The following is a 26,941-nucleotide window of genomic DNA, read 5'->3' on the forward strand; positions in this document are numbered from 1 at the left end:
CCGAAGGCGGGAAGGGTGAGGGGGCGCCCCACCCACAGAATAAAAAGGCCGGATCATCAATCCGGCCTTTTTCTTTAATCGTCATTCCCTCACTCCGCCGCTTCGGCCTTCGCCGCTTCCGCGTAGAGCGCCATGTGGTCCGCGAGCGCCCGCTGGAAAGCCGGCCGCGCCTCGCAGCGTTTCACATATCCCGCAAGCGCCGGAAACCCGGACAGGAAATCCCGGTGGCGCAAATCGCGCAACACCGTCGCCATCATCAGGTCGCCCGCCGTGAAGCGGTCCTCCAGCCATTCGCGGCCTTCCAGCCGTCCGGCCAGCTGTCCGAGCCGCCGCTTCAGGAAATCCTCCGCACCCGGGCGGCGCAGCTTCGCCCATTCTTCCTCGGGGTAGAAGAAGTCGAGCGCCGTCACCTGGTCGATCGACGGCTGCACCGATGTCTGCGCCGCGAACATCCATTGTATCGCCTTCGCGCGGGTGCGCTCGTCGCGTGGCAGCAGCACCTCGCTCTTCTCCGCGATGCGAAGCACGATGGCGCCGCTCTCGAACAGCTCGAACCCGTCTTCCTCCAGCACCGGCACCTGCCCGAAAGGCTGCAACGCGCGGTAGTCCGCCGCGTCCTGGTCCGCCGGCGTCAGCACGCGCTCCTCGTAAGGAAGTCCCGCTTCCTCCAGCGCCCAGCGCACGCGGAACTCCTTCACGGAGCCGCGCGCGAAAGGCGGCACCCACTTCAACACACTCAACGTCCGCATCATTCTCTCCTTGTATCCGTCTCTGTCGAATTCATCCGTGGACGGCGCAGCCGCAGCCGCCCTTGTGATAGCGCCCGTTCGCTTCCACCGTCCCGCCTTCGCCGTAAAGGGGGCGCGGCCGCGCCCAGTCGGCAAGCGAGCCGTAATGGGGCTCCTGCCGGCCTTTCGGCGTCACGTCGATATATCTGTAGATGCCGAGGAAATTCTCGCCGCCGCGCCCCGACACCGTATAGGTGTGATAGATGCGGCCGCTCTCGTCCTTCTCGAAAACGTCATTGCCCGACATGTCGAGCATTCCCGGCGGCACCGCCATCCCGCCGCGCGTCATGGCCCGCCCAGCCTCGACATCCTCCGGCCGGAACGACACGCCGAAATCGTAGCCGAAGTCGGAATGGAACGACGACACCCAGGGAAAGGTCCAGCCCATCCGCTTCTTCATCGCCTCGATCTCGGCAAGCGGCGCCCGCGCGACCACGGTATAGGCAATGTCGTTCGCGGCGAGATGCTCGATAAGTCCTCCCACATGATCGACCTCCAGCGAACAGCCGACGCATTGCGTCGTCTGGCCGGGGCTCAGCATGAAATGCTTGATGAACAATTGGCTCTTGCCGGCAAAGAGATCGGCCAAGGTCGCCTTTCCGTCCGCCGTATCGAACGAATAATCCTTCGTCACCTCGACGCGCGGCAGGAGCCGCCGCTCGGCGGCAAGTTCGTCCTGAAGCCGCATCAGCTTCTTTTCCTTGGCGAGATGCGCCTGCATCGCCTCTTCCCATTCCGCGCGGGAAACGGTGCGTGCTGTCCTCGGCGCTTCGGTTTCTATAGCCGCGCTCATGAAAGGCTCCTTTCCCCGTCTTGCCAATTGGTTTGATATCAATAGAATGGAGGAAGTTTGATATCAATCGAAAAATCATGTAGCTGACAGCCATGATCGAAAAAGACACATACGAAACCACCGCCCATATCCGCGACAACTGCCTCTGCCTGCATGCGCAGCGCGCCGCCCGCGCGCTCGCCCGCCGCTTCGACGAGGTGCTTCGCCCGCATGGGATCACCAGCGGCCAGTTCTCGCTCCTCAATGTGCTGAACAGACCCTCGCCGCATTCGATGGGCCCGGTCGCGAAGTTCCTCGCGATGGACCGCTCGACGCTGACGGCAAACCTGAAGCCGCTCGAACGCGATGGCCTCGTTTCCGTCGCCATAGACCCGGAGGACAGGCGCGGCCGCAAGCTCGCGCTCACCCCCAAGGGCCGCAAGGTGCTCCGCGCCGCGATGAAGGTCTGGAAAAGCGAACACGCCGCCCTCGAACGCGAAATGGGCGTCGATCCCGAACCCGTCCGCGTCGGCCTCCGCGCGATTGCGTGAGCCGTTTGTTCAAATAAACAGCCAAAAAATAGTTGTCATCCCGGCGAAAGCCGGGACCCACTCGCAATGCCGAGTGTGGGGGAAGCTGAAGGAAAACAGTCTTGTCCGCAATCGAGGTCACGCGTAGCCGCGCTTGCTGAGGGAACCAATGGGTCCCGGCCTGCGCCGGGATGACACTGAGTTTTTAATTCAGGCGCGGATCAAGCTTCTTCGGCGCAAAGCGCCATCAAACCTTCTCTCCCCCTCACGCATAAGCAACCCAGCCGCGCCACGTGAACGCCGCATAGAACATCGCGACATCGGAAAACCCCGCCTCGCGCAGCACCGCCTCGTCCTCTTCCGGCGTCAGCAGGTCGAGATGCGCCGCCACGCCCGCGCGCGCCTTCTCGGCCATCTCCGGGTCCGCGCCGGCCGCCACAGCATAGGCCGCATAGCGCGAGAGCCATTGCGGCCGCGACGCTTCATCCTGCGGAAAGCTCGAATGCGCGGCCACGAAAGGCGCGCCGGGCTTGAGCCGCCGCCGGATTTCCGCCGCCGTCCGCACGCGTGTCCCCCGGTCGAGAAAATGCAGCGTCAGCAGGCAGGCCGCCGCATCGAACGGTCCCTCGCTCGCATCCTCGATATAGCCCTCGCGGAGTTCCACGCGCGGCGCGAGGCTCCCAAGCGTCCGCTCCGCAAGCTTCAGCATCTCGCCCGCCGGGTCCACGCCCTCGAAGGTCCAGCGGACATGCGCCTCCGCCAGCGCCTTCAGCTCCATCCCGCCCCCCGCGCCGAGCACAAGCACGCGCGCATTCGCGGGCGCCCGCTCGCCAAGCAGGATCGCCGTCATCCGGTGAAGCTCCGTATAGCCGGGCACAAAGCGCACCGGACCCTCCGTATACTGAGCAACGGCGGCGGGATCGTTGAAATTCGCGATCATCTGTCTCGTCATCTCAGCCTGCATGGGCTTTCTCCATTTCGTGTGGCCCGCCCCGCGCGGCGAGGCGCTTCTTGAAATCCCTGGCCAGCGCCGCCAGCGTCACCCCGCCCAGCCGCTTGAGCAGCAGCGCCTCCGCCTCGTCGAATGCCTGCGTCAGCGCCGCATTCACCGCCTGCTCGACCAGGCAGCCCGGCGCCTCGGTCCGGTTGCCGATGGCAAGCAGGGAAGGGCCGCCCAGCGCCTCATGAATGTCGCGCAGCGTCACCGCCTTCAGGTCGCAGGCGATCGACCAGCCACCCCCATGCCCCTTCTCCGAGCGCACATACCCCGCCTCCCGAAGCCCCGCCATGATCCGCCGGATGACCACCGGATTCGTCTGCATCGCCCCCGCAAGCACCTCGGAAGTCATCGGCGCGTCATGGGCATCCATATGCAGCAACACATGCAACACGCCCGACAATTGGCTGTTCCGTTTCATGTAACTTTATATGTTACGAGTCGCGCCCGGAGTCAAGCGGGTGCTTCTTCCCACCCTCCCCATGTGGGAGGGTCAAAATTCGCTTTGCGAATTTTGGGGAGGGGTAGGCCCCACCCGAAGTCCAGAACGCACCGCCCTATCTCCCTCTCCCCTCGGGGAGAGGGAAGGGGCCCGCCGAAGGCGGGAAGGGTGAGGGGGGTGAGAAGCGGTTTGCGCCAGCAAATGCAAAGGTCCAGTGGACCTTTGCAAGCTTCGAACGCCCGGAGCGCAAGCGAAGGGCAGTAAACACCAGCGTACAGTGACCCCCCGCCCCCAACACCGTCATTGCGAGCAAAGCGAAACAATTCGGAAACCGCGATCCGGAGCGCATCCCGCAAGCCCGGCGCTTCATCCGCCCGACAACAAACTGCCACGCGGCGAAGAGGGGCAGGCCGGGGCCGCTTCTGACCTAATGCGACGCGCTAGAGGAACCCAAGAGAATCGCGTATCCTCAATTGCATGGCTAGATGCACAGCACCAGTGAGAGGTCATCGCTCAGCGGCCGCTGCTGCGGATTGCCCAGCATGTGGTAGCCGCTATGGCCGAGGCTACAGCAGCTACGGGTACTCGCGCCAATCCTCTACCCCGTCCTACTCTACTCCATCCTACTTCTCGTCAGGGAGCAGTGGCGGCGGTCGAAGCCGCGGTGGCGGTAGCAGTTCCCCTCGCACCACCAAACCGCGCTGGTCGAGCGCCGTTTCGTCTCAGTTTTACACGACCGAGGAAGTAAGGGCGCTCACGCCAATCCGCGAGACCGTCGAGAAGCGAGCGTCCCTGCCCGATCTTCGGCACATATTTCTGTGCCACGCGTGGGATGACCGGCAGGGCGTTGCCAAGGAGTTGTATGATCTGCTCGTGTCACGCGATGTCTCGGTCTGGTTCAGCGAGAATGACATTGGCCTCGGCGAACCATTCCTCCGCGCTATCGACAAGGGCTTGGCGAAGTCCCGGGTAGGGATTGTGCTGGTGACCCCGGCGCTGCTGAAGCGTCTTCCCGCAGCAGGTGTAGCTGACAAGGAGCTTTCAGTACTTCTAGCGCGTGACCAACTCGTTCCCATCGTGCATAACACAACGTACGAAGCTCTCCGCGAAGTAAGCCCAATGCTCGCCTCGCGAAACGGCCTGGACACTGCAGAAATGCCAATGGCTGACGTCGCGGCTAAGCTCGCCGAGCTGGTGGCCGTCTAACCTCATAGGTCGTTCTAACTCTGAACACCCTGATCATCGCCGACGTGCTCCAGCAGGAGCGTGAATGAACTCAGCACCGCGCCCGTCGGCGTTAAAGACTCGAGGTGTCCGTTCTCGAAGCGGTGGTGTGTGGCACCAAGAAGCGCCTCGAACGGCAATGGATGCTTGGCGTTCGGGTTATGAAAGACCTGGATTTCCTGCGTCCAGTACTCTTCATACGACTCCTCCCGAACGTCAACACGGAATGCTTCGCCCATGACCGCGTTTGGATCGGGGTTGTATCGAAAGCCTACACGGAAGTAGCTATATCCATCTGCACCGAAGCCTGCAGTAACCCCCATCCGGTCAAACTTCGCAATGGTTCCTGCATTCGAAAAGATTACGGCAGATACATTCTCCGAATCCGGAAGATCGAAGAAACCTGATCGGCCGAGAATATGCTCTCGCGTCCTCTTCAATCTGTTTCTGACGCTTCGCTTCTCCCATAGACTAACGAGCCTCTTGCTGAGCAGAGATTTCATAACCTTTAGTAACAACAATGATCGAGAAATGCAGACCGGAGAAGTAGTCATTCCGACAGAAATTGAATATCTGATTTTTGTCCCTCACTCCCTCATCGCCTCGATCACAGCCTCCCGCACAGCCTCGTCCTGCCGTGCCACGGCCGCCGTCAGCGCCATGAGCTGTTGCCGCGTGTCGTAAAGCTGGTCGAGCAGCGACAGGATGACGGGAAGCGCCCCCGCCTCGATCTCGAGCTCGTAGCGGAGCGTGCAGATAAGCCGCACCCGCGCGCAGTCCATCTCCGAAAAGACGAGCGCGCCCGCTTCCTCGCGCGGCGCCACAAGCTCTTCGGCGATCCATGCCTCGAGGTCGCGCCGCTGCAGCGCCTCGATCCCTTCCACCAGTTCCTCGATCCCGGTCATGGCAGCATCTCCTTGCGCGGGTCCTGCTGCGTGCGCGGTTCCCAGCTTTCGAGAAATTCGGCCAGCGCCGGTTCCTCGCCCTCGGGCAGAACGACTTTCAGCGTCACCATCTGGTGTCCGCGCACGCCGCTCTTCCGGTTTTTCACGCCCTTGTCGCGCAGCCGCAAAACCTTACCCGTGTTCGATCCCTTCGGGATCGTCATGGCGACGGGCCCCGCGATCGTCGGCACCTCGATGCGCGCGCCGAGCACCGCCTCTTTCAGCGTCACGGGGATCTCGACATGGATATTGTCGTCCTTGCGGCGGAAAAAGGCGTGCGGCGTCACATGCAGTTCCACATAGGCGTCGCCCGCCGGCCCGCCGCCGAAGCCGGGCATGCCCTGGCCCTTCAGCCTGAGCATCTGCCGGTCCTCCGCGCCTTCGGGAATGGTCACGTTCAGCGTCTTGCCGTCCGGCATCGTCAGTGTACGGACAGCGCCCTTCGCCGCGTCGAGAAAGGAAACGGGCAGCGTATAGCTCACATCCTGTCCCCGCGCCTTGAACTCGGCGCCGCGCCGCCGCGCGCCGCCGAAAGCGCCGCCCTCGCCGAAGGCGCGCGCGAAGAAGTCGTTGAGGTCCTCGTTGCTCGCAAAGCCGTCGCCCGCCGCGTGCGCGCCCGGCCCGCCGGCAAAGCCCGCATCGGCGAAGTCGCGGTAGTAGCGTTCCTGCGGCCGCTCCGCGCCGCCCGCGTCGATCTCGCCCGCGTCGAAGCGCCGCCGCTTCTCGCTGTCCTTGAGGAGGTCATAGGCCGCCGACACCGATTTGAACTGCGCCTCGGCCGCCTTGTCGCCGGGGTGCAGGTCGGGGTGAAGCTTCCGCGCGAGCTTCTTGAAGGCCGACTTGATCTCCGCCTCGCTCGCCGTCCGCGCCACACCAAGCGTCTCGTAAGGATCGTCCATCGCACTCATCCCGTTGCGCCGCCCCGGTGGCTAGGTTGGCATCCCGCCAAAACCGGGGACAAGTTTTTTCCCTCTCCTTCGGGGGGAGAGGGAAGGGTGAGGGGGGAGCCACACGGAAAAGTCTCTCCTTTGTCCACCCTGCCAAAACCGGGGACAACATCGCAATAATCCGTACACAGATGATTGAAAGCCGTCTTTATGACGGTTCGATAACAGTTCGATGACAGTCATCCCCGCCCGCCGAAAAACCGCGGAAATCCGCCATCCTGAATTGTGACAGTCGCCCGCGATGCGCCCTCCGCCCGCCGCTGCCGGGGGCGCGGCTCTCGTGCTAGGATCGCCCGGCAAAAGCGATCATGCCTGCGGGGCCCCTTGCGGAAAAATATAGACGGAACAATGGCTTGGCTGCGGCGTGCCGGAGCGGCGCTTCGCGCCCGCATGCGGCTGCCCGCCACCCGCAGCCGCATTCCGTGGATCGTGCCGCTCCTCCTCGTCCTTTTCGGCGCAAACCACTTCATCTATCTCTATGTCTATCGCCCGCCGGTCCCGCAAGGCATTGAAGCCATTAGGGATTCCGGCAAGCTCGTGGTGCTGACGCGGCTTGCGCCCACCACCTGGTATGAAGGCGCGGATGGCCTCACCGGCTTCGAATACGAGATGATGCAGCGCCTCGGAAAGTCGCTTGGGGTCGAGGTCGAATACCGGATTTACGATACGGAACAAGGGCTTATGGAGGCGCTCGCCGCCCGCAAGGGCCACCTCGCCGCCGCCGGCCTCGCCGTCACGGAGGCGCGCAAGGCGGCATTCGCCATCGGCCCGGAATATGAGACGGTGCGCCAGCTTCTCGCCTGCCGCCGCGATGTGGCGTTGCCGAAAAAGCCAAGTGGGATCAAGGACTTGCGCCTCGTCGCCTCGCGCGGTACGCCCGCCGCCGAGGCGCTGGCCATCGCCGTCGGCAAGATCGAAACCGTCTCCGTCACGGAATTAAATCAGTCTACGGAGGAGTTGCTGGCGCGCGCCGCCGCAGGCGATTTCGATTGCGTCGCGGCGGACAGTCTCATCTTCAAGGTCAACAATCCCTACCACCCGGAACTCGTTCAAGCCTTTGATTTGACTGGAGAAATGCCCGTCGCCTGGTTTCTCGCGCCGGGCTCGGAAGACCTGAAGGACCACCTCCGCGCCTGGTTCGCGGGAGCTAAAAAGTCGGGCGCGGTCGCCGCGCTCCAGCGCCGTTTTTCAGGTTTTCTGCCGCTTTTCGATTATGTCGATCTGCGCGCCTTCAATCGCGCTGTCGAGGAGCGGCTGCCCGATTACGAAAAGCTGATCCGGCGCGCCGCGCGCGAAAATAAGCTTTCCTGGCAACTACTTGCGGCCATCGCCTATCAGGAATCGCATTGGAACCCGGATGCCATAAGCCCCACCGGCGTGCGCGGTTTCATGATGCTCACTCGTCAGACAGCGGAGCATCTCGGCGTCGAAAACCGTCTCGACCCGGCCGAGAGCATTGCCGCAGGCACGCGCTATCTCGCTGATATCAAAAGGAAACTTCCCCCAAGCGTCCAGGAGCCGGACCGCACCTGGTTCGCGCTCGCCGCTTGGAATCTCGGCCTCGGCCATGTCTACGACGCCCGTGCCCTGGCCACGCGTCTCGGCCGCGATCGCGATAATTGGGCGGATCTCCGCCGTGTTTTGCCTCTCCTCAACAATGCTGCGTACACGGATGGTCTGAAACATGGCCGCGCGCGGGGCGGGCAGGCGGTCCATTTCGTCCAGCAGGTCCGCACCTATATGCATATTCTCGAGGCCGGCTCGGGCAGTTAGCGCCTTCCTCCTTTCCCTCTAAGTGTTTGTACGGAATGCGACATTCCGCGCAGCCGGTGCGACCAAATGACCAGATTATTTTTGTGGTTATTGGAGGAAAGTGGGGGCGGATGCGCCGTGTCGGCGCAGCGAAACGGAGAATGAGAGATGAAGAACTACAGGGCAGGGGTGGCGGCAATTGCGCTGGTGGCGGGCTTCTCGGTCACACCGGCACACGCCGAATTCACAGGCAAGTCGGCGGGCGATTTCATGGTCCGCGCCCGCGCCATCGCGGTCATACCCGATGAGGACGCATCGACGACCATCGGCGGAAACGTGAGCATCGACAACGACGTAGTCCCGGAAGTCGACTTCACCTACTTCGTCACCGACAGCATCGCGCTCGAGCTCATCGCGGCGACGACCAAGCATGACGTGTCCCACAATGCGGGTATCGATCTCGGCGAAGTAAGCCTTCTGCCGCCGACACTTACGCTGCAGTACCACTTCATGCCGAAGGAGCGTTTCAGCCCCTATGTAGGCGCGGGCCTCAACTACACGATCTTCTACAACGAGGACGTCGCAGCCGGCAGTCCGGTCACGAGCATCGATTACGACAATGCTTTCGGCTATGCGCTACAGGTTGGTGCCGACTACGCGCTCAACGACAACTGGTATGCGAACGTCGACGTGAAGAAGCTTTTCCTCAGCACCGACGTGTCGATGAATGGCGGCGCCATCACGGCCGATGTCGACATCGATCCCTGGATCGTCGGCGTCGGTGTCGGCTACCGCTTCTAGGCGTCTCTTCGGAAGTTCGGCCTTCCCCACCGTCCCCTGCCTCTTCGCGAGGCAGGGGATTTTTATTGAAAGGGCCGGCGGCATCTCTCATTGCCAAGCGCTTGAAAAACAAGCAAAAATCACCCCGAAAATCAGGCAGGGAGAAGGCGCGTGGGAGACTCGATCAGGTCGCTGGTGGAAGGCACGGAGGTCAAAAAGCGCCCCCTCGCCGTCGCCATTCTCGGTGCGGGTGCGGCCGGCCTCTGCATGGCGATCAAGCTCCGGGAAGCGGGCATCGGCGATTTCACGATCTTCGAAAAGGCCGCCAGTGTCGGCGGCACCTGGCGGGACAACACCTATCCGGGTTCGGGCTGCGATGTGCCCTCCATGCTCTATTCCTTCTCCTTCGAGCCGAAGCCGGACTGGAGCCGGAAGTTCGCGCCTCAGCCGGAAATTGTCGAATATTTTGAAGGCGTTGCCCGCAAATACGATCTGCTTCCGCGCATCCGCTTCAACACCGAAATCACCGAGGCCCGCTTCGACGAGGCTGCTGCGCTCTGGCGCCTGCGCGCCGCCAGCGGCGAGGAGTTCGAGGCCAATGTGCTGATTTCCGGCGTCGGCCAGCTCAACCGTCCGGCCATGCCGAAGATCGAAGGCCTCAATGATTTCAAGGGCGTAGCCTTCCACTCCGCGCGCTGGAACCACGACGCGGACCTTGCGGGCAAGCGTGTCGGCGTCATCGGCAATGGCGCCAGCGCCATCCAGTTCGTACCGGAGATCGCGCCGCAAGTCGGCCGCCTCACCATTTTCCGGCGCACGCCCAACTGGTGTGTGCCCAAACCCGACCGGCCTTATACCGAGCGGGAAAAGGCGCTTTTCCGCGCTTTTCCGTGGCTGGTGAAGCTCCAGCGATACCTCACCTATCTCACGCTGGAGCGGAACTACCTCGCCTTCGTGCAGGGCAGCTGGTTCGGCAAGCTCTTCGAGCGAGCCTCCCTGAAGGAAATGGAAAGCCACATCAAGGATCCCGCCCTCCGCAAGAAGCTGACACCGGACTATCCCGCCGGCTGCAAGCGCATCCTCCTGACGAATGACTGGTATCCGGCGCTCGCCCGCGACAACGTGCATGTGGAAACGAGCCATATTTCGCGCATCGCCGCCGATGCCATCGTGACGGAAGATGGCGTCGCCCATCCCGTCGACGCCATCATCTTCGCCACCGGCTTTGAATCGACGGATTTCCTCGCCCCGATGAAAGTCGTCGGCCGCGGCAATGTCGATCTGAACGACGCCTGGGCGGAAGGCGCCGAAGCCCATCGCGGTGTCGCCGTGGCGGGTTTTCCCAATTTTTTCATGCTTTACGGCCCGAACACGAACCTCGGGCATAATTCGATCATCTTCATGATCGAATGCCAGGCGAACTACATCGCCCAGCTTGCAGGCGCCCTGCAGAACAGCAGGCTCCGCTACCTGGATGTTCGCAAGGAAGCCATGGAAAGCTTCAACCGGACGCTCCAGCGGGACATGCAGAAGACCGTCTGGGCGGCGGGCTGCTCAAGCTGGTACAAGACCGCAGAAGGCAAGGTCACCAACAACTGGTCGAGCTTTACCGCCAGATATTGGTGGGAAATGCGCCATCCCGACTTCGCGGAATACGCGCTCGTCGGCTGATATGGACTCATTTATCCAGCAATGAGGCGCCTCGGGACAAGACGCGAAGCGGCGCCCAGGCGAGGCTCGGACCGTGTTGTATCCAGCAATGGGAGCCTCGTTTGTCCTATCCTAATACCCTGATCTTCGTCGACCTCACTTCCGACGATCCCGCCGCCTGTGCAGCCTTCTACGCGGATGTCTTTGGCTGGGAGAACGATCCGCGTCCCTATGGCGTCTTCCATCGCATGGTCCCCGGCGGCAATGCGCTGAACCCCGACGGCAGCGAAAGCCAGATCGGCAATTTCCATATCGGTATTCACAACGCGGCGAATGCGCGACCGCATCCGGAAGCGGATGGCGTCGAGCCGCGCTTTGTGGCGGGCATGGGGCGCAAGCCGCGGCTCTGGATTCTCGTGAGCGCCGACGACAGCGTGGAGCGGATCCTCGATGATGCCGAAAAGCGCGGCGCGGAAATCCTCTGGCGCGACCACTACTGGAAGGAGTTCAACGGATTGAACCATGCCTTCCGCGATCCCTGGGGCAACGAAATCGTGCTGTGGCGGAAGGGCGGCGAGAACCCGGAAATCCCCGGGCATTACACCCGCGAATAGGCTGGGCCTCAAACCGGGACGAGATCCGAAAGCTCGCCCGGCCCTTCGCGGGTGACGCGAAGCCGCTTGAGGCTCGACGATGTGTAGTCGCGGGAGCGAACGGTCGAAACGGCCCTGTAATCCGCCTCGACAGCTTCTGCGGTAATTTCGAGCAGGATGAAACCCCTGTGACGCGTCTCGCAATAGACGATCTCGGGCACATCGCGCAGCAGCGTCTCCTCGGTGATGTCATAGGCGCGCGGGTCGGCGGCGAGATAGTCGTAACCGCCCTTTGAACTGACGCTGCTGGTACCGAATTCGACGCCGATGCGCCTGCCGCCCGGCGTCTCGCGAAGATCGTTCGCCCAGAACTGATGCGAGTCGCCCGTCAGCACGACGAGACTTGCTTCCGCTTCGCGCACCGTTTCATACAGGCGCTGACGCGAGGCAGGATAGCCGTCCCATACGCCGGGATTGATGGGCAGGCGGAGCTTCGTGCGCTCCACCCATTGACGGGTATAGGGGTTGTCCCGTATCGCGGGCTCGATCACCTCGGGTGGGAAGGCCACCGTGAAGTCCGGCGCATCCATGCGCGCCATGATGACCTGGTTGCCGAGGATCTGCCACGGCACCTCATTCGCGCGCGATGCCTTCAACTCGCCCGCGAGCCATCCCAATTGTGCCTCACCGAGCAGTTCGCGGGCGGGATCTCCCAGAACTTCCTCGCGAAAGCGCGCGAGGTCGGGCTTGTAGACGTATCCGTCCGGCAGGCCGGTATCGGCCCATTCGCGGACTTGCTTGTAATCTGTGATCGCGGCGCCGTCGCTTTCACGCCAAGGTGTTTTCAGGCGTTCGGCCCGGCCTGCCGGAAGCAAGGCGGCATCTTCGGCGTTCAGGACGAGCGGCGCTTGCGGGTCCGAAACATCATAGGCGGTCTCGAAATAGACCATGTCGTCTTCATAGCTCACCTCGCCGCTGCGGGCGGTGAGTCTCGTCTCAATGAGATGGAGTGTCGCAAGCGTCCCCATCTCGTAGGTCCGATGGAGACGATGGAAAGCTTCTCCCGGTTTCGGGTCGCGCATGGGCATCCATTCGAAATAGGCGCGGAGCGCCGCATCCCGCCTTGTCTCCCACTTGCCTTCGGTGTCCGGCTGATGGTTCTGGGCGCCGCCCGACCATGAATTATTCGCCGTTTCATGGTCGTCCCAAATGGTGATGAAAGGCGCGGCCGCATGCGCGGCCTGAAGGTCGGCATCGCGGCGATACTGGGAAAAACGCATGCGGTAATCGTCGAGTGTCACGATCTCGTGCGGTGGCTCCTGCTCGCGGCCAATCTCCTTTGCCTCGGGTCCGCCATAACCATCAGGTCCGTATTCGTAGATGTAGTCGCCAAGGTGGACGATGGCGTCGAGGTCCTGCTCCTTCGCGAGTTCGCGATAGACGTTGTAGAAGCCGAAGCCGTAATGCGAGCAGGAGACGACACCGAGACGGAGCGTCGTTGCATCCTTTGCGGCGAGAGTGCGGGTGCGGCCGACCGGAGAGACAGCCCTGCCCGAGAGAAAGCGGTAGAAATAACCTTGGCCGGGCTCAAGGCCGCGCACATCGATCTTCACCGTATAGTCGCTGGAGGCCTTCGCGGAGGCCTCGCCCTTGCTCACGATCTCGGCAAATGCCTCGTCCTTTGCCACTTGCCAGAGAACGCTCGCCTCGCCCGGAGCGGTGACGCGGGTCCAGATGATGACGGCGGTCGCTTCCGGGTCGCCGCTCGCAACGCCATGGTGGAATTCCGCGATGACCTCCGGCTCTTCGGAGCAGCCGGACGTGCCCATGACGGCGACACCGCCGGTAGCGGCAAATCCCTTCAGAGCATCGCGGCGTGTCGGTCGAAAACTCATCATCAAATCCCCAAGGCAACGGATAGCGGAGCATCCATTCTGCGCGGCGTAACGAGACAATTCAGGCCAGTGCGCGCACGGAAACTTGAATTTCCTTGTCTCCTACAAATTATTGAGCGGCTTTGCCGCAGAACTGTGGATCCTTGCGGTCTAGGATCGTGACGATTTGCATTTATTGGGAGACGCCGCATGAAGGGCAGGGTTCTGTGCGTCGGGCGCAACAGCCTCGATCTCGTCTTCAATGTCGAGCTCGCGCGCCTGCGGCCGGACAGCAAGCAGCGCACAAGCGATCCTGCTGTGCTTGTCGGGGGCCAATGCGTGAACGCGGCGGTGACGCTGGCAGGGCTCGGCTGTGCGGTTTCCTATGCGGGTGTCGTCGGGGGCGATGCAGGAGCGGAGCGGGTTCTTGCTTTTCTGCAGGAGCGCGGCATCGATTGCGCCGCCGTCGAAACCGCCGCCGGCATGGCGAACCCCTGCGCCTACATCATGGTGGACGCAAAGACAGGCGAGCGAAGCATCGTCGAGACCGCCCCGGACAGCTTTCCCCGCTTCACGGGGCGCATCGCGGAGAAGCTCTGGGCCGTGACGTCGAGCGTCTATTTCGACGGGCACGAGGAAGATGCCTCGATTGCGATTGCCGCCGAGGCAGCGCGGCGCGGCGTGCCGACGCTGACCGATGCCGAAACATTGACGGAGGGCACGCGGGAACTGCTGTCGCTGGCCGATACGGCCATCGTGCCCGGAGCGGTGGCGATGGAGCTGGCGGGGTCCGACAGACCCGACGACATGCTCCGGGCGCTTGCAGCTCTCGGCGGCACGGCGCATGTCGTTACCCTCGGCGAGGAAGGGGCATTCGGCGCGGTGGCGGGCGGGACGACGCACCGGGTTCCCGCGTTTCCCTGCAACGCCATAGATACGACCGGCGCGGGCGATGCGTTTCACGCGGGCTTCCTCTTCGCGAAGATGGCCGGAGCGGCCTTCCCGGATGCCATGACCTTCGCCGCGCGCGTCGCGGCGAAGGCTTGCGAGGTGAGGGGAGCCAATCTGGATGCTCGGACGCTCGCACTGCTTGGCGCGGACTTCAGTCGATGAACATCGATTTCCGAATGGTGGCGTGAACGCCCCAATTGCCGTCCACGACCTGGGTGATGCCGAAATCGACAGCGACGGAGATGAGCGAGATTGCCTCGTCTTCGGTGAGGCCCTTGGTGGTCATGAGAAAACGGCGCGTCTTCCGGAAGGCATCGCGCATCGCCATGTCCACGGAAGCCTGCTTGTAAACTTCGCTCTGCGCGTTCTTGCCGAGTTCCTTCAGGTAGTTCGGATGGGCGAAGCCTGTGATAACCCATTCTTCTTCCGTCTCGATCAACGGATAGTCGAGATCGAGCAGCTTGCCCGCATGGTCGCTCTTTTTGTGCAGGACAACCTGGAAGACACCGGTAAGCGAACATTCGATTGCCGTGCCGCATAGCTCGGAATCGCCCTGCGAGGCATGAGGGTCGCCCACGGAGAGAAGGCCCCCGGGCACGGAGACCGGCAGAAAGATGCGCGCCCCCGCACCGAGCCGCCAATTGTCGATATTGCCGCCGAAATAGGCGGGCGGCACGGAATCGACGATACCCCAATGATCGGGCGCGAGAGCGACGACGCCGAAATGGGCACGCAGCGGAATCTCGATATTCTTCAGGACATCGAAATTTTTCTCGATGGTCGTATGGTCGACGGGCACGCCCGGATAGTCGATCGTCTCATGCACGATGCCGAAGGGGTCGGTCTGCGGCGTCCAGCGGTAGTTGTAAACGGCGCGTGCGATATCGCCCTCGTCCTTCTTCTCGATCTCGTAGATCGTGATGACTTCGCGTGTCGGGGACGTGAGGAGTTCGCTGTAGTGAAAGCCCCACCATGCTGCGGCGTTGCTGCCGAAATAGCGGCCTTCGAAACGTTCGCTCGCGCTCGGCCGGGGGTGGATGTCGAGAATGCGCAGTTCGACGATATCCCCGGGCGCCGCATCCTGAATGGCGATGGGGCCCGTGCAAATGTGAACGCCGAAGCCTTCGCCGGGACCGCGGCCATAGGTGGAAGCATCCATCGGCCCCGCGCCGCGCCGGTCGACATTCTTCCCCTCGCTTGTCCAATGGAAGACGCTTTCCGCGCCGGGATCGTTTTCGATCATGCGCTCGTAATCGTCATAGGCGTGTTGCGTCAGTGTTTCGATGGTGACGAAATCGCCTGAACGCATTTCGAGAACGGGCGGCAGGAAGCGGCTGAAGTAACCCCAGTGGACGGTTTTTGCCGTGACCGGAATGTAGTGATGCCGTGCGCCGTCCTCGGAGAGGGGAACGGGAATGGACGGTATTTCGGTTTCGATGAGCGGTGCCTCGAGCACGAGTTCGTCGGCGGCGGCGCCGCCGCCGGATGCGGCGCGCTCCTCGCGGGGCGCGCCGATGCGCTCGTTCGGGCGTCCGCGCGTCGTGACCCAGGGGTGTCCCTGCTGCTGGTTGCCGGGCGCGGCCCTGCGGTACTCGCGTGGCGAGACGCCATACTGGTCGCGGAACGCGCGGCTGAAATGCGCTGCGTCGTTGAAGCCCCAGCGAAAGCAGATATCGGAAATCGAAAGCTGTCCATGGATCGGACTTTCGAGATCGTAGCGGCAACGCTCCAGACGGCGATAGCGGATATAGCGAATAAAGCTTTGGCCGACGGATTCGAAAAGCTTCTGCACATAGCGCGGTGAGATGCCGTGCGCCTCCGCGATATTGGCGAGAGAAAGCTCCGGGTCGCCGAGCTGAGATTCGATGGTCTGGCAAATGCGATGGAGGAGCGCCGCGCGCACGCCTGCCGCCCCGCCGAGGGCGCGCGTATCGGCCTGACGGAAGATTCCCGCCATAAGAAATTCCGGCAAGGCGAGTTCGATGGGGCGCAGCTGATCGACGCTCAGGTCTTCAAGCGCCTCCGCGACCGACGCAAGAAAGCCCGCCAGGACATGCCCGATGCCCGCACGGCCGGAAAGATGGATCACCTTGGTCGGCAGCGGCGCCATCAGGCGCGGACGGAAGGCCGAGCGGGGAATATAGATGATGACGACGCGGCAGAAAGTTTCGAGCGTGAAGGTGGTACGCGAACCGACCGCTCCATAAACGATGTCGCCGGCCGTTGCCTTCAGATCGTTGCCGCCGTCATGGAAGGTGATATGGCCTTCAAGGAGCGAGGCAACCCAGACGCCATCCTTGCCGGCGGCCTTGTTGAGTTCCTGAATGGCGCTGATGCTCTGTGGTGTGGAGATAAGCCGCGTGAAGCTGATGCCGGACTGCGATACGACCGCCGACATCAGCCCATAGGCACCATCCTCGGTCTCATGGCCTGTAGGCTTGAGGGCGAGGCGTTCGAGCGCCTCCTGCCAGGCTTCGTAGCGATCCTGTTTCGGATAAGCCTCAGTTGAAAATCTCCATGCATCCATGCGTCCGCACACACTCCAACAACGCAACAGGCGCAGGCTGCCGAAAAATCAGTCCGCAACCTGCCGTAAATATGTGCAGCTCGAAGGGTCCGTCTGGTCCAACTCTCCGGAAATCGTTGCACTCGGCCCGTCGGCTGCCTTGTATGCATGTTGCATCGCAAAAAGCATGCCTCAGGGAAACAGTGGATTTGCAGCTATTTACGGCCCGGCGCAAAGATGCTGCGCGGCATCCGCACATGCACGCCCTGCCTTCCATCCACCACCTGGGTAACCGTAAAGTCCGCGGAAACGCTCATCAGCGAATAGGCGTCGTCCTTGCTGAGATCGCGCTCGTCATGAAGGAATTTCAGCATGTCGAGCGAGGCGTTGCGCATGGCGACGTTCAGATCCTCGTCGAAGCCATGGACGATCCAGTAGTTCGGCGTTTCGAGAAGCGGCGAGGGAAACTCGAAATCCTTGCGGAGCACGATCTGGAAGAGAACGTCGAGCGAGGCTTCTATGGCCGTGCCGCTGATCTCGCCGTCGCCTTGCGAGATATGTGGATCGCCGACCGAAAAGAGGCCGCCATCCACTGCGACGGGATAGAACATCGTCGCACCCGCGCCGATGCGCCAATTGTCGATGTTGCCGCCATGCGCGCCCGGCGGGATAGTGCTGACGCGGCCGGGCACATCGGGTGCGACGCCCGCCGTGCCGAGATGCGGGCGCACCGGCACGCGTACGCCGTTCAGCGCCGTCTGCCGGTCGCATTCCGGGCAGCTGGTGATCTTGCCCGGCGTATCGTAGAGGCCGGGGTAATCATAGGCGTAGTGCGCTTCCGCAAGATTCGTCGAGCGGTCGAGCCTGTAGATGGTCACGCGCTCCTTCTCGCCGAATTCCTTGTAGAGATGGCCCCAGTTCGCGGCGAGGTTCGAGCCATAATCGAAACGCGGGACCATGCGAAGGTAGCGCACCTCCAGCATGTCGCCCGGCTTTGCATCCTTGACGTAGATCGGGCCGGTCATCAGGTGAACGCCGGGATTGCGGTCGCTCTCGGGGATGGTGTCGTAGATGTGGCGCACCGCCTCGTCCATCATCAGGTCCGGCGCATCGCCCGCATGATGCGTGACGGCCTCGACCTGGACGAGATCGCCGCTATTGACCGTGAGAACGGGGGCGAGGGACGGATCGAAATAACCCCAGTGGCAGGTCTCCGGCGTGGCCCTGAGGAGATGGAGGGCTGTGGGATGGGCGTGGGAAGCCGCCTTCGATCCCGGGATCACAGAATACGCCATGAAAACTCCTCGTGCCTTGATACAGATGCCCGCCGGTGAGCGGATGGCACCAGTTTCGGGTCTGGGACGGAAACGGTCTTGCTTTGGAGCGCAGAAGATGTTGCCGGACGCGTCTCCGCAGCCCGTATTGCCCGGCGGCGAGGCAGAGTGCCTGGGCAACCTGCCTCTTGATGGGGCGAAAAGCAGAGGCGTCAGCCGCCGACAACGACAGTTGTCATGTCGAGAGAGCCGTATTCCACGATCGGGGTTTCGAACCGCACAGGATCGTTTTCGCGCCGCGCGCCCATGACGTAGAGAAGCGGCAGGTAGTGGTCGGGATGTGGAACGGAAAGCAGCGCGTCGCGGTTTTGAGACGTGTAGTCGATCAAATTTGCAGGCGTGTCGCTCGCAATGCTGCCGCGAATATAGTCGCCGAAACGGCCTGCCCATTCATAGCTGCCGTCGCGCATCTGCCAGTCCATCTCCGGCAGGTTATGCACGATATTGCCGCTACCCATGAGGAGGTAGCCCTCGTCGCGGAATGCGCCAAGCGCCTTGCCGATTTCGAAATGCCGGGAGGGCGAGAGCGAAGCATCCATGCCGACCTGCACGAGCGGCACATCGGCCTCCGGAAAGACCTTCGCGAGCACGCACCACGAGCCGTGGTCGAAGCCGCGCTCCTCGTCGAGCTCGACATCGAGCGGCGCGAGCCTCTCGCGGATGGCGGCGGCGAGGGCAGGGCTGCCGGGGGCGGGGTAACGCATGTCATACATCGCCTTCGGGAAGCCGCCGAAGTCATGGATCGTGCCGGGATGGGCGCCCGCCGTCACGCGAACGCCGCGCGTATACCAATGCGCGGAAATGCAGATGATACCCTTGGGCTTGCCGAATTCGCGCCCGAGATTCTCCCAGGTGCGGGTGATGAAGTTGTCCTCCATCACGTTTCCGGGACTGCCATGCCCGAAAAAGATTGCGGGCTGCGGCCTGATTTTGTTCGTCTGCATCTGATCCGATCCCGTTCCGCTACCCGTCACGCGAATGCCTTGCGGCGCTGCCATTCCTGCCGGTAGCGCGAGACAAGCCAATGGTTGAGATCGCTCTGCGCGCGCTCCTGCCAAGAATATCGGCCGCGGACGGAAAAGCGGGATTTGAGGCCGATCTGCACCAGTCTGTCTACATGGAGATCCTGCTCGGTGATTTCCATGGCGCTGCGCATGTTCATATCGAGGCGTTCCTGGAAGAGCGGTTCGGACATGGCGCCCGGCGCAACAAGCCAGCCAATGGTCATGGAATGCCGTCCGGCCGATTCCGCATGCAGGATGAGATAGATCACCATGTCGGATGTGACGACCAGAGAGAGTGTCGGGGGAATATTCGCGAACATCGCCCGGTGGCGCTCCTCGGCAGTCAGCTTCGGGAAGACGGGTAGGACGGCCTTCTGCAGCGGGTTGAATGCGGCATCGGGATGAAGCGTGCCGTTGAAGCGCAGATAGCCGGCACTTCCCTCCGGCATCTCCGGGAAGGTCGCAAGCTCGCTCGGAATGAAGTCATGGAGCGGACCCTTGTGAAGACGGGTGGCATGATACCCGTCATTGTTGTTCTCCATCATGACCTTCCAGTTCCATGGATAGCTCTGGGGCTCGTCCGGAACAGCGCCTTCGGCATTCGGAAGGTCGTAATTCGCGAGTGCCTCGCTCACCGTCTTGAGGCGCGGTGTGAGCGGCGGCGCATCCTCATCGAAATTGACGAAGACAAAACCCTCCCAGACTTCCGTCTTGATCTCGGGTAGGCCCACATCGTTGCGGTCGAAGTCGCAGGTCTTGCTCATGGCGGGCGCGCCGACAAGGCGGCCGTCGAGGCCATAGGTCCAGTGGTGATAGGGACAGACGAAAGCCTTGGTGTTGCCGCGCCCCTCTGCCACGAGCATGGCACGGTGCTGGCAGACGGCCGACATGGCTTTCAACTCGCCCTCGCGCGTGCGCGAAACGATAAGGGGCTCGCCGATATGCGTGGCGGTGAAATAGTCACCCGGGTTCTTCACCCAGTCCACGCGACCCACGCAGAGCCATTCGCGATTGAAAAGGGCTTCCTTCTCGAATTCGAAGAATTCCTCGTCCGTATAGCAGGCGGGTGGCAGCGTTTCCGCTTCGGTGACATCTCCGAGAGAACTGCTGAACCCATCGAAGAACGCATCGGTGAGAATCTTGCTGGACATGGAAAAACTCCGCTCGTACGCCGGGCCCGAAAAGGGCAGACGCAAATTCCGGGCCTCTGACTATCTGATGGCGATACTAAGGAAGTGCGCGATCCCGCTCTTGCGGCTGTGCGTCCAAACTATTGTCCATGGGCCGGAAGAAGCCCCCGACTGCCTAGAAAACCGGCGCGCAATCGCCTTCAAAAGCAGCATTCGAAGCCTTCCTTCAGGATATGAAGGGCGGGGGAAAAGCAATCGCGCGCCGGGGAACAAGACCGCGACCGCCGTCACGCCTAACCTTTCCACTGCGCGGAAGCCGAAGTGGCGCAATGCACCTCACAGTGAAGGACCTCATGAAAATAAGCGTCATCTCGGGGAGTCAGCGGCCGAACTCCCAGTCGCTCAAGGTTGCAACCTATCTGGCGGGCCGGTTGAAGGAACGCAATGTGGTTGCGGGAGATCCAATCGATCTCGGCCTCGCGCCGCTCCCCTTCTGGGATGAATCCGCCTTTTCCGGCGCGTCCTCGCCCCTCAACGACGCGTGGAAACCGATTTCCGATGAGCTTTCCTTTTGCGACGGATTCGTCGTGGTCGTGCCCGAGTGGCACGGCATGGTCCCGCCCGCATTGAAGAACATGTTGCTGCTCTGTACGAGCGAGCTGGCGCATAAACCGGGCCTTATCGTTGGCATTTCTGCGAGTTCCGGCGGCACATACCCCGTTGTGGAGTTGCGGGTGACGGGCTTCAAGAACAACCGAATCTGCTGGATCCCGGACCACGTCATCATTCGCGGCGTAAAAGGAATGCTCAACGGCACACCGGCGATGGACGCGGAAGCTGAAGAAGCGATCAAGGGCCGCTGCGATTTCAGCCTGGCCATGCTCATCGAATATGCAAAGGCCCTTCGACAGGTGCGCGAAAGCGAAGCCTTTGATCTCAAGACCTATGCTTTCGGCATGTGAAGCAGAGGCCGGTCAAGTGCTTGGGCGCTCTCGGACAAGCCTTTGGCACGGCTTTTGTTTAGCTTTTTAGTGGGCGTGAGTATCGCGTTCGTGTGATGGCAAGTTCAGTGCAGGGCCAAGGCGATGGATTATGAAGTCTTGACGGTAAAGCCGATGACGGCACGGATCGGTGCGGAAATCGAAGGTATCGATCTTTCCGAACCGCTCTCCAATAAGGTCATCGACGAGGTGCATACGGCGCTGATGCAACATCAGGTCATCTTCTTTCGCGACCAGGAACTGGACCATGTGCGTCACAAGGAACTGGGGCGGGCGTTCGGCGAGCTTGCGATCCACAGTGGCGTTGCGGGTCTTGCCGATCATCCGGAAATCGTTGCAATTCATGCCGACGAGAAATCGAAGTTCGTGGCCGGCGAAAACTGGCACTCCGACCTGACCTGCAATGAAATTCCGCCGATGGGTAGCATTCTCTACCTGCCGGTCGTGCCGGAGGTGGGCGGCGATACGATGTTCGCGAGCATGTATGCGGCCTACGAGGCATTGTCGCCCGGCATGCAGACCTATCTAGACGGTCTCTATGCAGTGCACGATGGAGAGCATGTCTATCGGCCCATCGTGAACGATCCGAACAAGCGCTTTCCCTGCAACACGCATCCGGTGGTGCGCACCCATCCGGTAACGGGACGCAAGGGTATCTTCGTCAATCCGTCCTACACGACTGAAATTGTCGGCTTAGGCAAGGCGGAAAGCGATGGCGTTCTGGAAATGCTCTACAAGCACTGCGCCAATCCGAACTTCCATGTGCGTTTTCGCTGGAAGCCGAAATCGGTGGCTTTCTGGGACAATCGCTGCACCTGGCATCTCGCGGTGTGGGATTATTTCCCGCAGGTGCGGTCCGGCTATCGCGTGACCGTTGCCGAGACGCAGCGCCCGGCCTGACGGCGCGGCATCTTCCTAGTTTTCGTCGTAGCCGATCGACAGCGTAACGGGCGCCCAGTCCGCGATCTCCGCATGAAAGGCGCCGAGCTTTCGCCCGACATAGTGGAGCGCATCGGCGCCGAGCAGGAGATGGAGCGGAGGCTCTTCCGCATCGACAACCTTGAGCACTGCGAGCGCAGCCTTTACAGGGTCGCCTCCCTCGTTGCCACCATGGCTCGAGAGAATGTTGCGGGCGAGATGAGCGGTTGGCTCATAATCCGCGATTTCCGTTTTGCAAACCGCCAGCGAGCGCGTTGCAAAGTCCGTCCGCAAGCCGCCGGGCGCGACATTCGTGACCTTGATGCCGAGCGGACGGACCTCTTCTGCAAGGGTCTGACCGATACATTCGAGTGCGTATTTGGTTGCGCCATAAATTCCCGTCCCCATCCACGGCGCGAGACCGCTTACGGATGTCACATTGAGAATGTGTCCGGCTCTTCGCTTGCGCATAAAGGGTAGGGCGGCCTGGATGACGCCGACGGCGCCAAAGACATTGACGTCGAACTGCGCGCGGATTTCCTCTACGCTCGCTTCCTCGATGGCACCGATAAGGCCATATCCCGCATTGTTGACGAGGATGTCGATACCGCCCGTGCGTTCTTCGATGATGGCGGCCGTTTTGCGAACAGCGGCGCTGTCCGTCACGTCGAGGAGGAAACCGAGGGCGCGGCCGGGTGCCAGCGCTTCGAAGACTTCGAGGTCCGCTTTTCGGCGTACCGTGCCGGCAACCATGTCCCCCCGCGCCAGCGCTGCGGTGGCAATCGCCTGTCCCAGGCCGCTGCTCACACCCGTGATCCACCATTTCCGGGATTCTTCCGGCATGGCCGCGACCTCCATTGTTGCTGAGAAATGGCCTCAGAAAGGCTTGTCGCCCTTGACCCAAAGGCGATGCATCAACCGAATGTATTTCGTGTCGTCGAACACGGTACCGGTGTGCAGCGTGCAACGATTGTCCCACATCAGTATGTCGCCGACATGCCATTTGTGCCGATGAACGAAGGGCTCGCTGGTGACGAACTCGACGAGCTCGTCGATGAGCGCCTGGGCCTCATCGTCCGGCATGCCGACGATACCTTTCACCGTTCCGGTGCTGACCCACAATGCCTTGCGGCCGTCCGCCGGATGCGTGCGGACAAGCGGGTGAAACACGTCCGGATTGGCCGCCTTCATCTCTTCGCTGAGCTCCATGCGCCCGAACTGCCGCGTTGACATCAGGTGCTGATAGCTGTGATGAAGCACGAGCCCATCGAGTTGCGCCTGCCGCTCTCGCGGGAGTGAATCGTAAGCGGCGCAAAGGTCGGCGAGGAGCGTGTCGCTGCCTTCATCCGGCACCTCGACGGCATAGAGCATCGTGCACATGACCGGCTCTTCCTTGTAGGAATAGTCGGTATGCCATCCGACGCCGTCGTTATGCGCACCGATAGGCTTGCCGTCGACGATCTTGTTCGAGAGCAGAAAGATTTTGCTGTAGCCGGGCAGGGTAAACTGCGTCTGGGTGTGATCTTCCGCCTCGCCGAACAGGCCGATGAAAGACATGAGGTCGTCGGGATCCATGTCCTGTCTACGCAGAAGGATCGCACCGTTCGCATGAAACAGATCGACGACTTTCTGGCGCGCATCGCTGCCGGCGGTCTTCAAGTCAACGTCGAAGATTTCGACGCCGAAGCCCGGCATCAGCGGCCGGGTGCGCAATTCAAAATCGGTCGTCATCACCACGCCATTCAATACAAATTGTTGGCGGACCCTACGGCCTCATTCTGGTGGAGGTCTTGCATGCACGCGCCCTATGAGTTGGGTGCTTTTGGTATCTGCCCGCAGCGTGGAGCCATGTGACCAAGATTTCAGCAATGTCGCGGATACCGGCGCCGGAGCACCTCCAATGTAGGTTCGGCTGCGCCTTTTGCCCGTTTTCCGGACATGACAAAGAGGCGGGCGACCCGTGCCCGTGCAGCTTTCCGCATGCACGGAAGCGCCCTGAAACGCCGTTTGCCGGCAGGTCAGCCGTCGGAGGCGGCTTTAATTTGACCGGGCGCGCCAAAGACGAACGGATACTTGACCAAATTTCCCCGTCGCAACGGACCTGCCGCGAACGCAAGCAGACGCATGTTTTTCTGCTGCAATGCATTCTGATATTTTGTCACATCGCCACGAATTTTTGAGTGAAAATTAAAAAAAGATGAATAAAATCATATAGATATAATTCTGGCACATAGCTTGCTTTCAATACCGCATCTGCGAAGGAACTGCTCTTTCTTTGTATTGCGATTGGGGGCGTTACGTATGAGCAAGCAACATTACCTCGATACCACCTCGCGCCTGGCCTTGGTTGTCATGGTTGCCGCGCTGATCGTGCCTGTGGGCACGCATGCGCAGGAAGTGGTGGATGACGACGTCCCGGTGATAGAGCCGTCGCCGGCTGAAACTTCCGCTCAGGTCAAGGAGATGACTGTCGTCTCCGAGCGTGACAAGGCGGGTCTACTGGAGCAGCAGCCAAGCGATCTGCTGTTCGGCATGAAAAAGCCGCTGCTGGAAACGCCGAGATCGGCGACCTTCGTCAGCGAGGAAACGCTGAGCACCTACGGCGTCACGACGGTTGACGACCTCGCCGCGGTGTCACCCGGCACCTTCACCTCCTCCTTCTACGGCGTTGAAGGCGCGCTCAACGTGCGCGGTCTTCTTGCGGAAACCTATTTCCACGGCTTCAAGCGTATCGAAAACCGGGGCACCTATCAGACGCCGCTCGGGGCCACCTCCCGCATCGACATTCTTCGCGGGCCACCCACGGCGAACTTCGGCCCTGGCAAGGTAGGCGGTCTTCTTAATCTGGAACCCAAGACGGCGAAGATCAGCGAAGAGGCTGGTTACATGACCGATGTGTCGGGCCAGGTTACAGGCACGCTCGGCTCGTACGACAAGAAGAACGGCAGCTTTGAAACGGGCATCCCGCTGAATTTCGGCAACACCGCCGGCGGTGTCTTCGTTTACGGTGAGATCGAGGACTCGGAAAGCTATTATCGGGGAATCAAGCCCGAGCATCAGCTCCTGCAGACCACCGCGCAGTTCGAAACCATGAACGGTTGGACCTATGGCGGCGGTGCCATGTACTACCAATCCGAAGGCTATGTGCAGACGCCGGGCTGGAACCGCGTCACACAGGATCTGATCGACAATGGCACCTACATCACGGGCACGAACTCCGGGCTCATTGACGCCAATGGCAACGGCTATATCGACCGGGGGGAGCTGCCACCCGGCGGTCTTACCCACGCGCCGGAATGTTTCGGCGGCTGCGATGTTCCGCTCGTTTATCGTCAGCTCGACACCGGCGTGGGAACCACCAAACTCAGCAGCCGCGACGTCTACACCAGTCCGTTCGACTTTTCGGATACCACGACGCTCACGCTCTATGGCGATCTGATCAAGGCGTTTGACGATGGCTCCGAGCTGAAGATTCAGGCCTTCTACGACTCGCTCGATAACGAACGCTTCGTAAGCTATGGCTTCCCGGCCGACTACGATTCCTACACGGTTGAAGGTCGTGTCAGCTACAACTTCGACGTCAAGGTGCCGGACTCGCCTCTCACCGCTGCCTTCAACGTCGGCGTCAGCCATCGTTATTATGACGCCCAGAAGAAAGAGTCCTTCAACTATGGCGGTATCGCGCTCGACAGGCGCGACATCGCAAACGGGCCCACGCCGACCGACACCCTCGGTTCGCCCTTCTTGCCGGGCTCCGGCTACACCTGGGACTACAACAACAAGTCCACCTGGCACGATACCGGCCTCTTCGCCATGGCCGACTTCGACGTGGCCGACAAGCTCCTCGTCACGCTCACCGGCCGTTACGACTGGTACAGCGTCGACTCCGAAGACACGGGCTCGCTCTGCTTCTGCACCCCTGGTCCGCAATCCGACACAGACAGCGCCTTCACCTACAGCGCCATGGCTCTCTATAAGGGGCCGTATGGCATCCGGCCCTACATCACCTATGCGGAAACAACGGCCATTGAGTTCGGCCAGGCAGGCGACGTCTCGCCGACCACCGTTGCCAATGGTGATTGGCTTTCCGATGGCGATCTCGTTGAAGCGGGTATCAAGCTCGAAGCCTTCGATGGCGTCCTCACCGGCGCACTGGCGGCCTACCGCCAGCATCGCACTGTGCTCGACAATGTCGGTGGCGGTGTCGACGAAACGGAAGGCCAGGGCGTCGAGCTTGAGTTGCGTTATCTGGCGACCGAGAATCTCAGCTTCACCTTCGCGGGCAACGTCCAGAAGACGAAGTTTCTCGGCAGCTACGACGCCTTCTACTACTTCACGCCGGCGACCTTCGGCTACAACCCGGCCGATTATTATGGTGCTGGCCTCGTGGGATACTCCTTCAGCGGCATCGCGGCCATCACCGGCGACAGCTACTACGCCGGGGAGATCGAGGACCGTCGCATCCCCGAAAAAGTGCTGAGCCTCTTCGGTACCTACACCACCGATCAGTATGGCTGGGGACATGCCGGCACCACCTGGGGCGTGCGTTACGTCTCCGAGACAGCGGGCCTTGCCTCCGATCCTGTGAGGTATCCGGACTACTTCCTCGTCCAGGCCTCAGCCTATGCCGATCTCAAGAGCTGGCGCATAGCGCTCAACGTCGACAACGTTTTCGACGAGGAATATTTCACGCCCCTTCAGGACCTCTACGGCGACGTCGCCGTGTTGCCCGGCAAGGGACGCGAATGGCGTGTGACGGCGACCTACCGCTTCTGAGTATCGAAGCTTCGACCCTGTAACCCGA

Annotated in this window: 24 protein-coding genes; 10 read left to right on the forward strand and 14 right to left on the reverse strand. The window is 61.6% G+C overall.

Going from position 1 to position 26,941, the window contains the following annotated elements:
• Nucleotides 1–89 precede the first annotated feature (89 nt).
• Both PLAV_RS04920 and PLAV_RS04925 read right to left on the reverse strand, forming a co-directional pair.
• Complete coding sequence (locus PLAV_RS04920; protein WP_012109845.1) at nucleotides 90–749, reverse strand: glutathione S-transferase family protein; 660 nt, start codon at nucleotides 747–749, stop codon at nucleotides 90–92.
• Nucleotides 750–780: 31 nt separating this feature from the next.
• On the reverse strand, nucleotides 781–1,581 hold the full coding sequence (locus PLAV_RS04925) for a DUF899 domain-containing protein (RefSeq protein WP_012109846.1): 801 nt from the start codon (nucleotides 1,579–1,581) through the stop codon (nucleotides 781–783).
• 92 nt (nucleotides 1,582–1,673) lie between these two features.
• Here PLAV_RS04925 and PLAV_RS04930 point away from each other — a divergent pair, with 92 nt between their 5' ends.
• Nucleotides 1,674–2,111 carry a MarR family winged helix-turn-helix transcriptional regulator gene (locus PLAV_RS04930; protein WP_012109847.1) on the forward strand — a complete coding sequence of 146 codons (438 nt, stop codon included), beginning with the start codon at nucleotides 1,674–1,676 and terminating at the stop codon, nucleotides 2,109–2,111.
• A gap of 244 nt (nucleotides 2,112–2,355) precedes the next feature.
• On the opposite strand, the gene PLAV_RS04935 is transcribed toward PLAV_RS04930, so the two are convergent.
• Nucleotides 2,356–3,054, reverse strand: coding sequence for a class I SAM-dependent methyltransferase (locus tag PLAV_RS04935; RefSeq protein WP_012109848.1), 699 nt, complete (start codon nucleotides 3,052–3,054; stop codon nucleotides 2,356–2,358).
• Complete coding sequence (locus PLAV_RS04940) at nucleotides 3,044–3,508, reverse strand: Rrf2 family transcriptional regulator (RefSeq protein WP_012109849.1); 465 nt, start codon at nucleotides 3,506–3,508, stop codon at nucleotides 3,044–3,046. The genes PLAV_RS04935 and PLAV_RS04940 overlap by 11 nt, the downstream gene beginning before the upstream one ends.
• Nucleotides 3,509–4,006: 498 nt before the next feature.
• Here PLAV_RS04940 and PLAV_RS04945 point away from each other — a divergent pair, with 498 nt between their 5' ends.
• The gene (locus tag PLAV_RS04945; RefSeq protein WP_012109850.1) at nucleotides 4,007–4,735 is read left to right on the forward strand and encodes a toll/interleukin-1 receptor domain-containing protein; all 729 of its coding nucleotides are present in this window, start codon (nucleotides 4,007–4,009) and stop codon (nucleotides 4,733–4,735) included.
• A gap of 14 nt (nucleotides 4,736–4,749) precedes the next feature.
• On the opposite strand, the gene PLAV_RS04950 is transcribed toward PLAV_RS04945, so the two are convergent.
• The 3 genes from PLAV_RS04950 to PLAV_RS04960 all read right to left on the reverse strand — a co-directional run bounded on the left by PLAV_RS04950 (nucleotide 4,750) and on the right by PLAV_RS04960 (nucleotide 6,596).
• On the reverse strand, nucleotides 4,750–5,193 hold the full coding sequence (locus tag PLAV_RS04950) for a hypothetical protein (RefSeq protein WP_143710168.1): 444 nt from the start codon (nucleotides 5,191–5,193) through the stop codon (nucleotides 4,750–4,752).
• Between the two features lie 147 nt (nucleotides 5,194–5,340).
• Complete coding sequence (locus PLAV_RS04955) at nucleotides 5,341–5,658, reverse strand: chaperone modulator CbpM (protein ID WP_012109852.1); 318 nt, start codon at nucleotides 5,656–5,658, stop codon at nucleotides 5,341–5,343.
• Complete coding sequence (locus tag PLAV_RS04960) at nucleotides 5,655–6,596, reverse strand: DnaJ C-terminal domain-containing protein (protein WP_041536361.1); 942 nt, start codon at nucleotides 6,594–6,596, stop codon at nucleotides 5,655–5,657. Before PLAV_RS04960 ends, PLAV_RS04955 begins: the two co-directional genes overlap by 4 nt.
• Before the next feature lie 396 nt (nucleotides 6,597–6,992).
• On the opposite strand from PLAV_RS04960, the gene mltF reads away from it, so the two are divergent.
• From mltF to PLAV_RS04980, 4 genes are all read left to right on the forward strand, one after another.
• Nucleotides 6,993–8,417, forward strand: a complete 1,425-nt coding sequence (gene mltF / locus PLAV_RS04965; RefSeq protein ID WP_049767716.1) for a membrane-bound lytic murein transglycosylase MltF — start codon at nucleotides 6,993–6,995, stop codon at nucleotides 8,415–8,417.
• A 147-nt stretch (nucleotides 8,418–8,564) separates the two neighbouring features.
• Nucleotides 8,565–9,197, forward strand: a complete 633-nt coding sequence (locus PLAV_RS04970; RefSeq protein ID WP_012109855.1) for an OmpW/AlkL family protein — start codon at nucleotides 8,565–8,567, stop codon at nucleotides 9,195–9,197.
• 150 nt (nucleotides 9,198–9,347) lie between these two features.
• The gene (locus PLAV_RS04975; RefSeq protein WP_012109856.1) at nucleotides 9,348–10,847 is read left to right on the forward strand and encodes a flavin-containing monooxygenase; all 1,500 of its coding nucleotides are present in this window, start codon (nucleotides 9,348–9,350) and stop codon (nucleotides 10,845–10,847) included.
• Between the two features lie 101 nt (nucleotides 10,848–10,948).
• Nucleotides 10,949–11,440, forward strand: coding sequence for a VOC family protein (locus PLAV_RS04980; protein ID WP_012109857.1), 492 nt, complete (start codon nucleotides 10,949–10,951; stop codon nucleotides 11,438–11,440).
• 8 nt (nucleotides 11,441–11,448) lie between these two features.
• Here PLAV_RS04980 and PLAV_RS18765 read toward each other — a convergent pair whose 3' ends face one another.
• The gene (locus tag PLAV_RS18765; protein WP_012109858.1) at nucleotides 11,449–13,317 is read right to left on the reverse strand and encodes an alkaline phosphatase D family protein; all 1,869 of its coding nucleotides are present in this window, start codon (nucleotides 13,315–13,317) and stop codon (nucleotides 11,449–11,451) included.
• A gap of 186 nt (nucleotides 13,318–13,503) precedes the next feature.
• Here PLAV_RS18765 and PLAV_RS04990 point away from each other — a divergent pair, with 186 nt between their 5' ends.
• Nucleotides 13,504–14,406, forward strand: a complete 903-nt coding sequence (locus tag PLAV_RS04990; RefSeq protein WP_012109859.1) for a carbohydrate kinase family protein — start codon at nucleotides 13,504–13,506, stop codon at nucleotides 14,404–14,406.
• Here the strand turns inward: PLAV_RS04990 and PLAV_RS04995 are convergent.
• From PLAV_RS04995 to PLAV_RS05010, 4 genes are all read right to left on the reverse strand, one after another.
• Nucleotides 14,396–16,771: an acetamidase/formamidase family protein gene (locus PLAV_RS04995; protein WP_012109860.1), complete on the reverse strand. Its 2,376-nt coding sequence runs from the start codon at nucleotides 16,769–16,771 to the stop codon at nucleotides 14,396–14,398. The genes PLAV_RS04990 and PLAV_RS04995 overlap by 11 nt on opposite strands.
• A 194-nt stretch (nucleotides 16,772–16,965) precedes the next feature.
• Entirely contained in the window at nucleotides 16,966–18,045 is a 1,080-nt protein-coding gene (locus PLAV_RS05000) for an acetamidase/formamidase family protein (RefSeq protein ID WP_012109861.1), read from the reverse strand.
• A 191-nt stretch (nucleotides 18,046–18,236) separates the two neighbouring features.
• Nucleotides 18,237–19,028: a 4,5-DOPA-extradiol-dioxygenase gene (gene ygiD, locus PLAV_RS05005; RefSeq protein ID WP_012109862.1), complete on the reverse strand. Its 792-nt coding sequence runs from the start codon at nucleotides 19,026–19,028 to the stop codon at nucleotides 18,237–18,239.
• 26 nt (nucleotides 19,029–19,054) lie between these two features.
• A complete protein-coding gene (locus tag PLAV_RS05010) occupies nucleotides 19,055–20,239 on the reverse strand; it encodes an aromatic ring-hydroxylating oxygenase subunit alpha (protein ID WP_012109863.1) in 1,185 nt (394 codons plus the stop codon).
• 332 nt (nucleotides 20,240–20,571) lie between these two features.
• Here PLAV_RS05010 and PLAV_RS05015 point away from each other — a divergent pair, with 332 nt between their 5' ends.
• Together PLAV_RS05015 and PLAV_RS05020 are read left to right on the forward strand one after the other, a co-directional pair.
• Complete coding sequence (locus tag PLAV_RS05015) at nucleotides 20,572–21,180, forward strand: NADPH-dependent FMN reductase (protein WP_012109864.1); 609 nt, start codon at nucleotides 20,572–20,574, stop codon at nucleotides 21,178–21,180.
• Nucleotides 21,181–21,303: 123 nt separating this feature from the next.
• Nucleotides 21,304–22,119, forward strand: coding sequence for a TauD/TfdA dioxygenase family protein (locus PLAV_RS05020; RefSeq protein ID WP_012109865.1), 816 nt, complete (start codon nucleotides 21,304–21,306; stop codon nucleotides 22,117–22,119).
• A 15-nt stretch (nucleotides 22,120–22,134) separates the two neighbouring features.
• Here PLAV_RS05020 and PLAV_RS05025 read toward each other — a convergent pair whose 3' ends face one another.
• Both PLAV_RS05025 and PLAV_RS05030 read right to left on the reverse strand, forming a co-directional pair.
• Complete coding sequence (locus tag PLAV_RS05025; protein WP_012109866.1) at nucleotides 22,135–22,980, reverse strand: oxidoreductase; 846 nt, start codon at nucleotides 22,978–22,980, stop codon at nucleotides 22,135–22,137.
• A 33-nt stretch (nucleotides 22,981–23,013) separates the two neighbouring features.
• Nucleotides 23,014–23,868 carry a TauD/TfdA dioxygenase family protein gene (locus PLAV_RS05030; protein ID WP_012109867.1) on the reverse strand — a complete coding sequence of 285 codons (855 nt, stop codon included), beginning with the start codon at nucleotides 23,866–23,868 and terminating at the stop codon, nucleotides 23,014–23,016.
• A 570-nt stretch (nucleotides 23,869–24,438) separates the two neighbouring features.
• Here PLAV_RS05030 and PLAV_RS05035 point away from each other — a divergent pair.
• On the forward strand, nucleotides 24,439–26,913 hold the full coding sequence (locus tag PLAV_RS05035) for a TonB-dependent siderophore receptor (RefSeq protein WP_012109868.1): 2,475 nt from the start codon (nucleotides 24,439–24,441) through the stop codon (nucleotides 26,911–26,913).
• Nucleotides 26,914–26,941 lie beyond the last annotated feature (28 nt).

The sequence above is a fragment of the Parvibaculum lavamentivorans DS-1 genome (assembly GCF_000017565.1).
Lineage (GTDB): Bacteria > Pseudomonadota > Alphaproteobacteria > Parvibaculales > Parvibaculaceae > Parvibaculum > Parvibaculum lavamentivorans.